The organism is Pseudomonas sp. JAI120 (assembly GCF_014207255.1).
In the GTDB taxonomy this organism is placed as follows: Bacteria; Pseudomonadota; Gammaproteobacteria; order Pseudomonadales; family Pseudomonadaceae; genus Aquipseudomonas.
In genome coordinates this window covers 1,700,251-1,714,739 of sequence record NZ_JACHCZ010000001.1, presented here as the reverse complement: position 1 = coordinate 1,714,739, position 14,489 = coordinate 1,700,251, and the positions used below count along the sequence as shown (strand labels likewise).

18 protein-coding genes are annotated in these 14,489 nt (G+C 59.5%); 17 read left to right on the top strand and 1 reads right to left on the bottom strand.

Features of this window, described 5'->3' with window-relative positions; translation table 11 throughout:
* Position 1 precedes the first annotated feature (1 nt).
* Positions 2–355, top strand: a complete 354-nt coding sequence (locus HDC32_RS08065) for an antiterminator Q family protein (RefSeq protein ID WP_184743410.1) — start codon at positions 2–4, stop codon at positions 353–355.
* Positions 356–395: 40 nt separating this feature from the next.
* Here HDC32_RS08065 and HDC32_RS08060 read toward each other — a convergent pair whose 3' ends face one another.
* Positions 396–716, bottom strand: a complete 321-nt coding sequence (locus HDC32_RS08060; RefSeq protein WP_184743407.1) for an AlpA family transcriptional regulator — start codon at positions 714–716, stop codon at positions 396–398.
* Positions 717–1,062: 346 nt separating this feature from the next.
* On the opposite strand from HDC32_RS08060, the gene HDC32_RS08055 reads away from it, so the two are divergent.
* From HDC32_RS08055 to HDC32_RS07980, 16 genes are all read left to right on the top strand, one after another.
* Entirely contained in the window at positions 1,063–1,386 is a 324-nt protein-coding gene (locus HDC32_RS08055; protein ID WP_033901767.1) for a phage holin, lambda family, read from the top strand.
* The gene (locus HDC32_RS08050) at positions 1,383–1,769 is read left to right on the top strand and encodes a hypothetical protein (RefSeq protein WP_184743404.1); all 387 of its coding nucleotides are present in this window, start codon (positions 1,383–1,385) and stop codon (positions 1,767–1,769) included. The genes HDC32_RS08055 and HDC32_RS08050 overlap by 4 nt, the downstream gene beginning before the upstream one ends.
* 167 nt (positions 1,770–1,936) lie before the next feature.
* On the top strand, positions 1,937–2,677 hold the full coding sequence (locus HDC32_RS08045) for a hypothetical protein (RefSeq protein ID WP_184743401.1): 741 nt from the start codon (positions 1,937–1,939) through the stop codon (positions 2,675–2,677).
* A gap of 152 nt (positions 2,678–2,829) precedes the next feature.
* Complete coding sequence (locus HDC32_RS08040; RefSeq protein ID WP_033901762.1) at positions 2,830–3,375, top strand: terminase small subunit; 546 nt, start codon at positions 2,830–2,832, stop codon at positions 3,373–3,375.
* The gene (locus HDC32_RS08035) at positions 3,347–5,293 is read left to right on the top strand and encodes a phage terminase large subunit family protein (protein ID WP_184743398.1); all 1,947 of its coding nucleotides are present in this window, start codon (positions 3,347–3,349) and stop codon (positions 5,291–5,293) included. Before HDC32_RS08040 ends, HDC32_RS08035 begins: the two co-directional genes overlap by 29 nt.
* The gene (locus HDC32_RS08030) at positions 5,293–5,502 is read left to right on the top strand and encodes a phage head-tail joining protein (RefSeq protein ID WP_184743395.1); all 210 of its coding nucleotides are present in this window, start codon (positions 5,293–5,295) and stop codon (positions 5,500–5,502) included. The genes HDC32_RS08035 and HDC32_RS08030 overlap by 1 nt, the downstream gene beginning before the upstream one ends.
* Positions 5,499–7,019: a phage portal protein gene (locus HDC32_RS08025; protein WP_184743392.1), complete on the top strand. Its 1,521-nt coding sequence runs from the start codon at positions 5,499–5,501 to the stop codon at positions 7,017–7,019. The genes HDC32_RS08030 and HDC32_RS08025 overlap by 4 nt, the downstream gene beginning before the upstream one ends.
* Positions 7,000–9,009 (top strand): prohead protease/major capsid protein fusion protein, encoded by a 2,010-nt coding sequence (locus HDC32_RS08020; RefSeq protein WP_260403584.1) that lies wholly within the window; start codon positions 7,000–7,002, stop codon positions 9,007–9,009. Before HDC32_RS08025 ends, HDC32_RS08020 begins: the two co-directional genes overlap by 20 nt.
* An 83-nt stretch (positions 9,010–9,092) precedes the next feature.
* Positions 9,093–9,446, top strand: a complete 354-nt coding sequence (locus HDC32_RS08015; RefSeq protein WP_122711681.1) for a DUF2190 family protein — start codon at positions 9,093–9,095, stop codon at positions 9,444–9,446.
* Entirely contained in the window at positions 9,447–9,794 is a 348-nt protein-coding gene (locus HDC32_RS08010) for a hypothetical protein (protein ID WP_184743389.1), read from the top strand. It abuts the gene before it with no gap.
* A gap of 2 nt (positions 9,795–9,796) precedes the next feature.
* Complete coding sequence (locus HDC32_RS08005) at positions 9,797–10,351, top strand: hypothetical protein (protein WP_184743386.1); 555 nt, start codon at positions 9,797–9,799, stop codon at positions 10,349–10,351.
* On the top strand, positions 10,348–10,536 hold the full coding sequence (locus HDC32_RS08000; RefSeq protein ID WP_025858885.1) for a DUF2635 domain-containing protein: 189 nt from the start codon (positions 10,348–10,350) through the stop codon (positions 10,534–10,536). Before HDC32_RS08005 ends, HDC32_RS08000 begins: the two co-directional genes overlap by 4 nt.
* Before the next feature lie 8 nt (positions 10,537–10,544).
* Entirely contained in the window at positions 10,545–12,005 is a 1,461-nt protein-coding gene (locus tag HDC32_RS07995) for a phage tail sheath subtilisin-like domain-containing protein (protein WP_221461877.1), read from the top strand.
* A gap of 23 nt (positions 12,006–12,028) precedes the next feature.
* Positions 12,029–12,397, top strand: coding sequence for a phage tail tube protein (locus HDC32_RS07990; protein ID WP_184743380.1), 369 nt, complete (start codon positions 12,029–12,031; stop codon positions 12,395–12,397).
* Entirely contained in the window at positions 12,397–12,699 is a 303-nt protein-coding gene (locus HDC32_RS07985) for a hypothetical protein (protein WP_025858882.1), read from the top strand. Before HDC32_RS07990 ends, HDC32_RS07985 begins: the two co-directional genes overlap by 1 nt.
* Before the next feature lie 100 nt (positions 12,700–12,799).
* Complete coding sequence (locus HDC32_RS07980; RefSeq protein ID WP_184743377.1) at positions 12,800–14,488, top strand: phage tail tape measure protein; 1,689 nt, start codon at positions 12,800–12,802, stop codon at positions 14,486–14,488.
* Position 14,489: the final 1 nt, after the last annotated feature.

Sequence of the window (14,489 nt, the reverse complement as noted above, 5' to 3'; positions counted from 1 at the left end):
CATGGCCTTCACACCGACATTTAAAGAACGCAACGCTGAGGATCTGCTGGAGCATTGGGGCCGGTGGGTGGTCCTGGGCTCCGGCGTGTCCTGCTGCGCCTCCCGCGAGAACACGATCCTTTCGCCGATGATCACGGATGACGACGCCTTGTTGATTGACGGGTTGATGGGTCGCCTGCTGAAGCGTTACCCGGAGTGCGGGCAGGTGCTGATGCGCTATTACACCAGCCGGGACACGTCGCTGATGGAGGTAGGCAAGAAGATGAAATTCGGCGAGGAGAAGACGAGACAGCTCTGGAAGGCGGGGATTGCTTGGATCGATGGGGCTTTGGAGTCGAGGCGCGAGGCCGCTTGAGTGGTGGCGGGGAGGCTGGTGCATCCCCGCCTGGTTGCGGTCATTCGTCGCTTTCTTCGAATTGGCCGAAGGCGTTGACCCGTTGGCGGGGAGCGTTGTTTGCGTTCACCCAGGCGTTCAAGGTCTGGATGGTCCAGCGTGGGGCGCCGTTCAGGTACGTGTCAGGCTTCGGAAAGCTTGGCGCACCGTTCATGGCATCCAGCAGATTCTTGCCGGAGGTCATGGCCGACATGCCGCCGGACGAAACGCCAAGCGCTTTCGAAACTCCACGCCAGCGGTCGAGGGTGCTGCGGGAAACGCCAAGCTTTTCACAGACTTGGTTGATGGAGTACAGCGTTGTTGCTGCGAGGTCGATTTTCATAATCGGTTCCTTTGTAGGTGGCTTAATGCCTTTTAGTATCCACTGAGGCACTTTGGTGTGCCATGGTGTTGTTTGAAGTATGTTGATGTTTATTTGTGTGGTCAAATTATTTCGGGCAGAATCTTGCTGTTGACATACCCCGGGCCATGCCTATAGATTCAAGTTACTTTGCGGTTTTTCCGCGTGCAAAGCCCATCTTCGAGATGGGCTTTTTGCTTTCTACAGTTCACAGAGCCTCGGCATTCGCCGGGGCTTTTTCGTTTTCGGCTCCACCACACCCGTTGCTATGGCCGGGAGTGCTGATGGGGCCGGATTTATCAATCTCCCCGAGAGGGAGGAAATCCGGATGCCACCCATGCCAGACAAGCCAGACACGTGGGCCCAAATCTGGCTAGCCCTCTCGAACCCGCTATGGCAGGGCGCAATCATGGCCGTCACGATTACTCTTCTTCGCGTTCTGTACGAAGCCAAAGAGCCAAACAAGTGGCGGATCATCTTGGAGGCCCTCATTTGTGGCGCGCTCAGCCTGTCGGCAAGCAGCATCATCGAGTGGATGACTTGGCCCCCAAGTTTGTCCGTTGCTGCCGGTGGTGCCATTGGCTTCATCGGCGTGACTGCGATCAGGGACATGATCATCCGCTTCCTGGGCAAAAAGGTTGATTCGGCATGAAGGCGATCGCGGCAGCAATCATCATCGCCCTGGTGGGTCTTCTGCTGGTTGGTATTCAGCAACTTCGGCTTGAGGATCTCCGCGAAGAAAAGCGCGTCGAGGTACAGGCCAAGGATGACGCCATAAAGGCCAATACCGAAAGCCAGGCCACCATCACCACGCTGCGCGCTGAAGCAAAGCGCAATGCGGAGTACCAGGCCGATCTGGCAAAGCGCCTCAGGGCCAGCCAGGACAAAGCAAAGAAGGCGGAGAAGAACTTTGAAGACCTCAAGCGCAACAGCAAGCCTGTTCGTGATTGGGCTGCTCAGCCTCTGCCTGACGGCCTGCGCGGCAAAGCCGGCGGTAGTGACAAAGACCCAGGCGGTAAGAATCGAAGCCCCTGAGCTGATCCCGTGCGAGCGAGTTGATGAGGATGCCGCTGACCTTCGCCTGAATGGCGATGTGTGGGAGTTGAAGGACAGGGCAATCAACCTCCTCGACACTTGTGCCGACCAGGTGGATGCCCAGATCAAGCGCAGCCAGAGCAAGTAGCCAACCGTGGTGATCTCAGATGTTCCAGATCAATGCTCGAACCAACATCGAAGATCTATCGAAGGCGCTTCGAACGGTTGGTGAAAAACAACTGCCATTCGCCTTTGCGCTGATGGCGACCCGCCTTGCTGTGCTGGTGAAGAAAGGTGAGTTGTCGGTATTGAAGGCGCGCATTGATCGGCCCACGACAACGACGTTGAATAGCCTTTATGTGAAGCCCGCCACGAAGGGTAAGCCGGAAGCACGTACGTTCTTCAAGGACGCGTGGACATCTGGTGTTCCCGCTGACACATACCTGCAGCAGGCAGTGAAGGGTGGTCGCCGGCCTCATAAGCGTTTCGAGAAAGCACTGATCGCTAAAGGGATCATGAAGACAGGGCAGTACGCACTGCCAGCGGCATCTGCACTCAATCAGTTCGGCAACGTTCCTCGCGGCACGATCATGAAGATCCTGTCGGGCCTTGGTGCTGCCGAGACTGTCAGCGGTGTGCAGGCCAACGCCACTGGCAGTAAGCGCAGTAAGCGCAAGGGCAATGCCCAGAAGTATTTTGCCGGTGAAGTCGACGGCACCCAGGGTGTGTGGGAGCGAAAGAAGACAGCGTGGGGTGATGCAGTTCGTCCGGTGTTCATCTTCATTGATGCTGAGCCTGGTTACCGAGTCATCATTCCTTTCTACAAGATCGCGGAAAACATCGTGAAGGCTAACCGGGTGCGCGAGTTCCAGAGCGCCATGGACAAGGCTCTGGCTACGAAACGATAGGGATTCTCAATTGCGGGAAGATGTGATGCACCAAGGTGGTGCGCCACCCCCCCCTTTGGGTCCTTCCCCGTCCCCCAGCCCCATGCGGGTAATTCGGGCCCCGCGCGCCAAATATGTATGACCTTTTTCCCACGGTTGGTTGTTGTTTAATCATGGCCAAAAACGAAACAACCAAACAGCGCGGGTGGTTGAACAAATCCGAGATGGCTTCGAGCCTCGGGATTTCCCCGCAAGCCTTTGACAAATGGGGAGTTGCGCCCGTCGCACGCATCGGTCGGGAGGCGTTCTACACGGTGCAGAACGTGGTGGAAAACCGCGTTGAACACGCGCAGCGGAAACAACAACCGGCGGGGGATGGAACCGAAGGTCTCGATCCGCTGATCGAGTACAAGCTGCTCGAAGAGCGTCGTGGCCTCACCGCTGCTCAGCGCATTGCCCAGGAGAAGAAGAACCTGGTGCTGGACAAGCAGCTCGTGCCCGTTCCATTCGCCACATTTGCCCTGGCAAAAATCGCCGCTCAGATCGGCTCGAAACTGGACACCGTCGGCAAGACCGTCACTCGACGCCACCCGGAGGTTGACCCGCGCATCATCGAGTCGGTCGAGCGGGAGATTGCGCTTGCTCGAAATATTGCCGCCAGCTTTGGCGAGCAACTTCCGGAATTATTAGATGAGTACGCTGAGTCCGTGGCTGAATGATCTGCGCAAGTCGATCAAGCTAGGACTCCAGGCGCTCTACAAAGAACCACCGCAAACCGCTGTAGAGTGGGCGGACAAGAATTTCTACATGTCCGCTGAGTCCTCCTACAACGAGGGCAAGTGGACGACCGAGCCGTTCCAGGTCGCAATCCTGAACAGCATGGGCAACGACCTGATCAACGTCGTCAACTTCATTAAATCGGCGCGGATCGGTTACACCAAGCTGTTGATGGCGAACATCGGCTACAAGATTCAGCACAAGCGCCGCAACGTGATGATGTGGAGCCCGACTGACCCGGACGCCGAGGACATCAGCAAAAGCCACGTCAACGGCATGATCCGTGACGTGCCGGCGGTGGGTGACCTGGCTCCGTGGTTCGGGCGCAAGCACAGCGACAACACGCTCGACCAGAAGATATTCGCCAACCGCCGGACACTATGGATCAGGGGCGGTAAGGCTTCGCGCAACTACCGCGAGAAGTCAGCCGACGAGGTGATCTACGACGAGTTGTCCAACTTCGACGAGAGCGTCGAAGGTGAGGGCTCGCCGATCACCCTGGGTGACAAGCGCCTCAATGGTGCGATCTACCCTAAGTCGATTCGTGGCTCAACGCCAAAGCGTGTCGGCTCCTGCCAGATCACCAAGGCGGTCGAGGAGTCGCCATACCTGCTGAAGTTTCACATCGACTGCCCGCACTGCCATCAGGAGCAGACACTCAAGTGGGGCGGCAAGGATTGCGACTTCGGCCTGAAGTGGGAAAAGAATGCACTCGGCGAGGCGGAAAAAGCTTGGTACTTGTGCGAGCACGCCGCCTGCGTGATCTGGCACAACGAGATGGTTGAGGCGTCGAAGACCGGTCGCTGGATCTGCGAGCACACTGGCATCTGGACCCGTGACGGGATGGACTGGTTTGGGGTTGACGGCGAAATCATGCGCACCCCGCGCTCCGTCAGCTTCAGCATCTGGGCGATTTACAGCACATGGAGCACCTGGCTCAGCCTGGCCGAAGAATGGCTGAAGGTGAAAGGCGATGTCTCAAAGCTGATCACCTTCATGAACACCACGCGCGGCGAAACGTGGGACGACGACCAGGGCGAGAAGCTCGACTCCGAAGTTCTGTACGGGCGCCGCGAAGTCTATCCGCAGGTACCGGCCCTTGGCCTTGTTCTTGTTGGTGGCATCGATACCCAGGACGACCGTTTCGAGGGGCGTGTCTGGGCGTTCGGCCCAGGCGAGGAGGCATGGCTGGTCCATCGTTTCATTCTGATGGGCGACCCGGCCAGCGAAGAGCTTCGCCGCAAGGTGGGGCTCGAGTTGCACCGGCAATTCACTCGGGTTGACGGCACCGTCATGAAGGTTGAGCGCTGGACGTGGGACGCCGGCGGCCACTATGCCGACGAGGTCTACGCCGAAAGCCGTAAGCATGGCGTGCACTGGGTCGTGCCAATCCGTGGTGCGACCATCTACGGCAAGCCGATCGCGAACTTTCCGCGCACGAAGAACAAGGTGCACAAGGTCTTCCTCACCGAGGTGGGCACCGACAACGCCAAAGAGTTGCTGTACAGCCGAATGGTGCTTCCTGTCGATACGGCTGCCTCACAGGCAGGCGTGTCTCAGCCAGGCGTTGTTCACCTTCCGGCAAATGACACGATCTGCGATGAGTCGGAGGTCAAGCAACTCACCTCAGAAAAGAAAAAGGCAGCCATATCCAAAGGCAAGCGCGTGATGCGCTGGGACAGCGGTGGCCGACGAAACGAAGCCCTCGACTGCTTCGTGTACGCGCTTGCCGCCCTGCGCATCTGCCAGCAACGGTTCGGGCTTGACCTGGATCTGCTGGTTGCTGCTGTCACCGGCGGCAACGAGCCAGATGCTGAAGAGCGGCCGCGCAAGAAATCCTCTCACTGGAATAAAAACTGATGGCCTACACGATCGAGCAATACAACGCCCTGCAGGCGGCAATCGCTGAAGGGGCGTTGTCGGTCAGGTATGCCGATAAGAGCGTCACTTACCGGTCACTCGACGAGATGATGCGCATCCTTAAGCTGATGGCCACCGACCTGGGGCTGAACGCCTGCAACGGCGGTGGTCGCCGTTACACCTCATTCTCCAAAGGATACTGCCCATGAGCATGCTCGACAGCCTGTTCCCTGGGTATGCAGCCAAGCGCTCCGAGATGCGGCTGAAGAAAGCTCGCACGGACATAGCGCTGAAGATGATCGAGCGCAGGTTTGAGGGTGCGGCCGGCGGCCGGCGCAATGATGGATGGCGCGCCACGGGTGCCGACGCGAACGTAGAGAACGCGCCGGCCCTGGCCAAGCTTCGCAACCGCGCGCGTGATCAGCGGCGCAACAACCCGTTCGGTGAGCGCGGGATAACGGGCATTGCTGACAATGCTGTGGGCGCCGGTATTGTGCCTTTGCCTTTGGCGAAGCGGGATCGCGATGGCCTGCGGCTTATGGATCTTTGGAAGGCCTGGGCCGAGACCACCGTTTGTGATGCTGACGGGCTGGATAACTTTTACGGCCTGCAGCACATGATCATGGAGGCTGTTGCTGAAAGCGGCGAATGCTTGGTTCGCCGGCGCCGGCGCTTCAGTTCTGACGGCTTGCCGGTCCCGGTCCAGTTGCAAGTGCTTGAGGCTGACTTTCTCGATGAGTCTAAGGCGGACATTGTCGGGCTCAACCGGATTATTCAGGGCGTAGAGTTCGACGCCCTCGGCCGCCGCGTCGCGTACTGGTTGTTCGATGAGCATCCTGGCGCGAACGCTGTGTGGGGCTCCCTACAATCGCGCCGGGTACCCGCCGAAGATGTGATTCACATCTTCCTCCGCAAACGCCCAGGCCAAGCTCGCGGCTATAGCTGGCTGGCTCCTGTCATCCAGCGAATGCGCAACTTCGACGAAATGGAAGATGCGGTGATGGAGCAGGCGAAGATCGCCTCCTGCTTCGCCGCGTTCGTCACCAAGGACGAAAACACCAGTACACCTGGCGGCAAGAAGCCACCGCTAATTGACCGGGTAGAGCCGGGCATTGTTCAGGAGCTTGGGTTCGGGGAAAGCGTCAGCTTCGGCACACCGCCAACGTTCAATGGGTACACCACGTATTCCTGGCAACAGCTGCACGCAATGGCGGTCGGCTTGGGTGTTCCCTATGAGTTGCTCACCGGTGACCTAAAGGGCGTCAACTTCTCCAGCGGTCGAATGGGGTGGTTGAACTTCGCGCGGCGGGTCGACGTTTGGCAGTGGCGCATGTTGATCCCTCAGCTGTGCGATCAGGTTTGGCGCTGGTTTATGGAAGCGCAGGTGCTTCTCCCTGGTGGAGTCACCGACGACGTGAAGGCCTATTGGGTTCCGCCTCGCCGCGACATGGTCGACCCGAAGGCGGAAACAGAGAACGTCATCACTCGCGTGCGCAACGGCCTCACTACCTGGCCGGACGCGCTGCGCGAACTTGGCATCACCGACCCCAAGCGGCACGCCGAGCAAATCAAGAAAGCAAACGAAATGATCGACGAGTACGGGTTGGTGCTGGACTGCGACCCGCGCCGAGTTGCGGCCGCAGGTTCGCCGAGTCAGCCACCATCCACCGAAGAGAAACCAGACGATGCCAACTCCGAACCAGGCGATGACACGCAAGACACATGAGACGCCGATGCTCAGCCTGCGCGCTGCCGTGCGGCCGGGCTCAGTCGACATTGATGCTCGAACCGTCGAGCTGACCTGGACGACCGGCGCTAAAGGCCGGCGCTGGTCATGGGATGTCGGAAGTTACATGGAAGAGCTTGATGTAAGCGAGGGCGCGGTTCGCCTCGATCGGCTCAACAATGGCGCGCCACTGCTCGACACCCACAACCAGTACCAGCTGAGTGCGGTACTCGCCGTGGTAGAGCGGGCCTGGCTCGATGGTGGCGAAGGTCACGCTTTGGTCCGGTTCAGTAAGCGTGAAGACGCGGACGTGGTCTTCAAGGACGTTGTTGACGGCATCCTTCGAAACATCAGCGTCGGTTACGCGGTGCACCGGTACGAAGTCGTGGAGGAGGAAGACGACAAGCTCCCCACTTACCGCGCCGTCGATTGGGAGCCTTTGGAGTTGTCTCTCGTCCCGATCGGCTTCGATGACGGCGCAAAGGTGCGCAGCGCCAAAACCCCGGCCGAGTACGAAGGCCAAAGATTCCACACCATTTTTGAAGTTCGGGAGGCAAATCAGCCAACCGGAAAAACGGCCGCCGTGCCTACGACCCCAGAGGATGATGCAATGACCGAAGAAGAGAAGCGCGCGGCGGAAGAAGCGAAACGCGCAGCCGAGGAAACCATTCGCCGCCAGGCGGAGGAGTCGGAGCGTAAACGCAGCCTGACTATTCGTAGCATGGCCCAGAAGGTGAAGCTGAACGACGAGCCCTTCGTCGAAGACCTGGTTGCTCGCGGCGTTTCTGTTGCTGAAGCCAGCGCAGCGCTGATCGATAAGATCGCCGAAACACAGAACAACACCCAGCCACAAACCCGCAACAGCCAGCCGACCAACGTGAACGGCGGTCAAGATGTCGCCATCCTGAACGCCAAACGCTCTGCCATGCAGAATGCTTTGCTGCACCGCTGCGACGCCACCGTCAAGCTGGAAGACGCGGGCCGCGAGTTCCGTGGCATGCGCCTGGTGGACATGGCTCGTGAGTTCGTCGAGATGGCTGGCGGTAACGCGCGGGGCATGACGCCGCAGGAACTGGCCCGCGCAGCATTGGGCTGTGATCGCCAAGCAGTGCGCGCGGCCGGCATGCACAGCACCAGCGACTTCCCGCTGCTGCTCGGTAGCACTGTGAACCGCACCCTGCGTGATGCTTACGCCAACGCCCCTCAAACCTGGCGCCCGCTGGGCCGTCAGACCACGGTACCGGACTTCCGCGCCGTAACCCGCGCAGCTCTGGGTGATATCTCCGCACTGGAAGCCGTCAAAGAACACGGCGAGTACAAGTACGGCACGCTGTCCGAGGACGGGGCGCCTATCAAAGTCGCCAAGTTCGGCAAGATCATCGCACTCACCTGGGAAACCATCGTGAACGATGACCTTGGCGCGCTCACCCGCATCCCGGCTGCGCTGGGTAATGCGGCGGCCGCGACTGAGTCGAATGTGGTTTGGGCCCTGTTGTTGGGTAACCCGAACTTCGCTGATGGCGTACCGTTTTACGACGCAAGCCACGGCAACGTTGCGGGCAGTGGCGGTGCGATCAACACCACTACCTTGGCTGCCGCTCGCGCCGCCATGCGCAAGCAGAAATCCAAAGCTGGCGAGTTCCTCAACCTGTCGCCGGAGTTCCTGGTGGTTGGTCCGGATAAGGAGCTGGAAGCCTTCCAGTTCACCAGCTCGGTTTACGTGCCGGCGAAGAACGCTGACATCAACGATGTGCGCAACGCCTCGCTGACTGTGATCGTCGACGCCCGCATCACTGGTAACCAGTGGTACCTGTTCGCTGCGCCAGGTTCCATCGACACCTTTGAATATGCATACCTCGAAGGCGAGCAGGGCGTGTTCACCGAAACCCGCGAGGGCTTCGAAGTAGACGGCATGGAAATCAAAGCCCGCCTGGTGTTCGGCGCCGGCTGGATCGACTACCGCGGCGCATACAAGAACCTGGGCGCTTAAGCCCGGCGTTCGCTCCAAACCCAAAAGGGCGCCGTGTGGCGCCCTTTTTGTTTTCCAGTTTTTGTCTCTAAAGGGGACCTTGCATGAAGACTTTCATCCAGCACGGCGACTGCCTGACTGTTCCAGCACCAGCCGGCGGCACTGTTTCGGGCGAGCTCTACAAAGTCGGTTCGATTGTCGGCGTGGCTGCTACTACCGAAGCAGCCGCTGCACCGGTGGTGCTCAAGCTCGACGGCGTGTTCGGCCTGAACAAAATCAGCGCCCAGGCCTGGGCAATCGGTGACCCGATCTACATGAACACCACCAGCCGTGCCCTGACGAACGTGTCGGCCACCGGCCTGGTGTTGGTGGGTATGGCGACTGAGGTTGCCGCTAACCCATCCGCCACCGGCGCCTGCCGCCTGAACGGCGTATCCGCGCCGGCGGCGGTGGCGTAAATGGGCTGGGCCTCAATGGCCCAGCGCATGCTCGGCGTTTCGATCCGCGCCTTCAGTGAGCCGACAGCAGAGCTTGATCCATTGGGCGCTGTGTACTGGCTGACCGATGGTGTTGCGCCTGGTGTGCCGCTGGCGCAGGCGGTGTTCGATAGTGCCCACGTTACCGTCGATCCTGAGACGGGCGCGCCGGTGTCTTCTAACAACCCCACCCTCGGGGTTCGAGTGATTGACTTGCCGAACGAGCCTACGAACCGGGATCGCGTCCAGGCGCGTGGCGTTTTGTACAAGATCCACGACGTGCAAGCCGACGGTGTGGCGGGCGTAACTTTGTTCCTTCGCAAGGTTTGAATATGGCTCACCCACGAGAACTGATCCGCAAGCAGGCCGTTGCGGTGCTGCTGGGCGCCACAAATGCGGGGGCCAGCGTCTATGCAAGCCGCGTGGCTCCGCTCATTTCCAACGGATGGCAAAGCGAGCTACCAGCGATCATCGTTTACACGATGGATGAATCGGCAGAGATCTTTAACCAGGCCCCCAGGGAGTACAGGCGCCGCGTAGAGCTGGTGGTGGAAATACACGCCGAAGGCAACGAAGCGTTGGACGACACGCTCGATACGCTGGCCCGTCAGGTTGAGCGCCTCCTGCTTATGGACGACACGCTCGGCGATACGGTGAATGACCTGCAGTACGTGCGTTCGCGCATGGTTCTACTGGACCAGTCGGAGCACCTGACGGGCGCGTGCCGCCTCATCTTCGACGCTGAATATTTTGATCGTCACCCTGACGACCTGTTCAACCAAAGCCTGCCAGACCTGAAGTCGGTTAAGACCGAATACAGCCTGGGCAACGCGCAGCCGAATCCGGCTGATCGCGCACAAACCATCATCGAGGACCTGAATCCATGACCACGCGCGTGCTCGTGAAACCGGCCGAGGGCCGCCTGGTGCGTCACCCCGACACCTATGAGCAGATCAAGCCAGAAGGCTTGCCTGTGGAACTCAACAGTTACTGGATCCGTAAGGAAAAGGCCGGTGACGTCGTCATCAAAGAGGCTGTAGTACCGGCCGAAACCAAGGGTGAAAAACAATGACCATCGGAATGGATACGATTCCTGGTGCCGGCGCGCTTCGCAAGCCTGGTGTCTACAGCGAGATCGACAACAGCAAGGCGGTGCGAGGCCCTCAGCCGGTCAGCTACCGTCGCCTGCTGATTGGTCAGAAGCTGGCCGCCGGCGCTGCCGCTGCCAACACCCTGATCCGCATCACCAGCCCGGCCCAGGCAGATGTTCAGTTCGGGAAGGGCTCGATGCTGGCTGGTATGGTTCGCGCGGCGATGGCGATCGATACCTATACCGAGCTGCAAGTGATGCCGGTGGTTGATAATCCAGCAGGCGTAGCAGCAGCCGCCACGCTGGCGTTCACCGGCCCCGCCACAGCATCCGGCACCATCGAGTTGATGATTGCCGGACGTCGCGTCTCTGTCGGTGTGATCAGTGCCGACACAGCAACCGTGATCGCGGCATCTGTGGTCGCCGCGATTACGGCCGCAGATGACATGCCCGTTACCGCCACGGCAGCAACGGGCACCGTCACGCTGACTAGTCGCCACAAGGGCGAGGCCGGTAACAGCTTGAACGCCCGTGTGAACTATTACACCGGACAGGTACTGCCTTCCGGTGTCGCGGTCACCATCAGCGCTTTCACCGGCGGCTCTGGAAACCCAGAACTGGGTTCGGCGCTGGCGGCTCTGGGTGATGAGTGGTTCCAAGTATGGGGGCTGGCATATACCGACGCAGCCACCCTGGCGACGGTGAAGACTGAACTGAACAGCCGCTTTGCCTGGGATCGTGAAATCGAGGCCCACGCCTTCACAGCGGCGCGCGGCACTCAAGGCTCCCTTGGAACCCTTGGCGACAGCCACAACAGTCAGCACCTGGTCATCATTATGGCCAACGACGAGCCGATGCCAACGTACGAGAAGGCCGCGGAGACCATGGCCATTGCGGCCCTGTACGCTGCCATCGATCCGGCCCGGCCAATCCAGAATCTTCAGTACTCCTGGTGCCTGGCGCCTGCCACGGCGGACAAGTTCACCAACCAGGAACGGAACCTGTTGTTGTTCGACGGTATCGCGACCAGCAAGGTCAACAACGACGGCACCATGGTTGTTGAGCGCCTGATCACCACCTACAAAACCAACACCGCCGGCGGCACTGACATCAGCTACTTGGACAGCGAAACGCTGTTCACCCTGATGTACATCCGCCACGACTGGCGCGACTACATCCTGCGCAAGTACCCGCGGCACAAGCTTGCCAACGATGGCACGCGCTACGGCGTCGGGCAGCCAGTGGTAACACCGGTGGTGATGAAGGCCGAGGCGGTCTCGAAGTTCCGTGAGTGGGAGCGTCTGGGGCTGGTGGAGAACATGGAAGACTTCAAGGCCAACCTGATCGCCGAGCGTAACGAGAGCGACCCAAATCGCCTGGATCTGCTGATCCCGCCTGACCTGGTCAACCAGCTGCGAATCGTCGCCAACAAAATTCAGTTCCGCCTGTAACGGCGATTGCCAGGAGAAAGAACATGGCAGGAAAAAACCGTATTGGCGGACTCATCGCCTTGAAGGTCAACGGCGACATTTACTTCGCCAAGGGCGCTTTCACTTACAACCTCGGCAAGCCCAAACGCGAAGGCGTGGTGGGCTCCGACGTTGTCCACGGATACAAGGAAACCCCTCAGATTCCATTTATTGAGGGTGAGATCACCGATCGCAACGAGCTGAGTCTTGAAGACCTGGTCACGCTCGATGACGCAACCATCACGCTGGAACTCGCCAACGGCAAGGTCATCACCCTGAGTGAGGCCTGGTACGCAGGCGAGGGCACCGGCAACACCGAAGAAGGCAACATCGCTTGCCGCTTCGAAGGCATCTCTGCCGAGGAAATCAAGTAATGGCAAAGGAAAAAACGATTCAACTCGCCGAGCAAATCACGTTCGGCAAGGACACGTTCACTGAGCTGACCGTAACCCGCAAGCTGAAATACCTGCGCGGCCATGCGTTGCGTATCACTTCGGATGGCAAGGGCAACGGCGGCGCGGACATGGACTTCGCCACGCTGATTGACCTCGGCGCCAAGATGGTTGGCCATCCTCCTGCATTGCTCGACGAGCTGAGCGAGGACGATCAAGCCGCCGTCATCGGCGAGGCCCGGGATTTTTTGCTGAAGCACCTCGGGGGTGGGAAGGAGGCGTAACCGTCGTCGTCAAAGTTATGAGCGTTCAGCCGTCGGAAGTTATGGAAATGGATTTCGACGAGCTGAATTGGTGGCTTGAGCGCACCGAGGAGTGGGTTGGATGGCAGACAAAGGATACTCCCTAAACGTCATCATCGCGGCCGTGGACAAGATCACCGCGCCGTTGCGTGGGATATTCGGCAAGGTCAAAGCGGCGAGCGCTGGCATTGCCGGTGCGCTTGATCGTACCGGCCTGCCGATTTTCGCGAACAGCCTGAAGAACTTAGGCGGTGCGATCGGCGGCGTGGGTAGTGCGGTTGCTTCAAGCACCCGGAAGCTGCTGGGGCTCGGGGCCACGCTGGGAATCACAGGCGCTGCGCTGAACATGTTTTTCCAGGGTTTCGCTGATGCAACCGGCGCAATTGGTGATACTGCCGAGCGTACCGGCATCAGCCGCGAGCGATTCCAGGAGCTCAGCTTCGCAGCGAAGCTCAGCGGATCGTCAGCGGAAACACTGGGCGGTGCGCTGCAGAAGATGCAAATCAACATCGGCGCAGCAACGGCGGGCTCGAAAGAGCTTTCGCAAATGTTCAAAGGCCTGGGCATCAATATCAAGGATTCGTCCGGCAAGCTGAAAAGCTCCGATGCTTTGTTCGACACCTTCGTTGATCGAATCTCGAAGATCAAAGACCCTTCCCTACAAGCGCAGGCGGCGGTGAAGATCTTCGGCAAGAGTGCCACTGAGCTACTGCCGCTTATCCGCGGCGGCAGTGCGGGGCTCAAGGAAATGTCAGACGAGGCTCGTCGCCTCGGCGTCGTCATTTCTGACAGCGCCGTTCGTGAAGGTGAGGATTTCGGAGATACGCTTGACACGATCCATGCGGCACTCGGCGGTGTCAGCAATAGCATCGGAAGCTCCCTGGTGCCGCAGTTGAATATGCTGGGCAAGCGGTTGATTGAGACGATCGTCAAGTACCGTCCCCAGATTGAAGCATTCGCCACGGCGTTCGCTGAAAACCTGCCTGGGAACATCGAACGAGTCACCGGCTTTCTTGGTGACCTGTACGACGGTGTTCAGCCGGTGATCGAGATATTCGGTTCGCTTTCCGAAACCTTCGGCACCGCCAACCTGATATTTACGGCGCTGGGCTTGTACATCGGCGGCGGCTTCCTGATGGCGGTGCTGAACCTGGCGCTGGCCCTGAAGGGGCTCGGGTTGGCTATCACTCTAACGCCGGTCGGCTGGTTCCTGGCGGCCATCGTGGCCATCGGCGCCGCGGCCTATGTCATCTACAAGAACTGGGACAACATCGTCGGGTTCTTCGAGGACAAATGGGCGGGCGTCAAGGCGGCCTTCAGTGACGGAATAATCAACGGTATCTGGAAGCTGTGGAAGGAATACAACCCCATCACTTTGATGATGGAAGGCTTCAACGGCCTCATCAAGTACCTGACAGGCTGGGACCTGGGCGCAATCCTCGGCAGCAAGATCACCGAGGCTGTTGCCGCCATCAAGAACGGCTTACCCGATTGGGCTAAGAAGTTGCTTGGCATTGATGGTGCTGGGGTGAGCGGCGGTGCTGAGGGTGGTTCGCCCTCTGCCTCCACTGGTGGTGCAGATACCGACCTTGGCCGACGGGCTGCGCAGATCGGCCGGGAAGCTGTTCAGCAGTTGGCCCCGCCGGAGCAAGCAGTAAGGGTGCAGGTCGACCTGAACAACGTCCCAGCAGGGTCCAAAGTGAAAACCGAGGGCAGCCAGGGAGCGACCTTCGATACCGACATCGGTTACTCGATGATGGCGCCCAAATAAA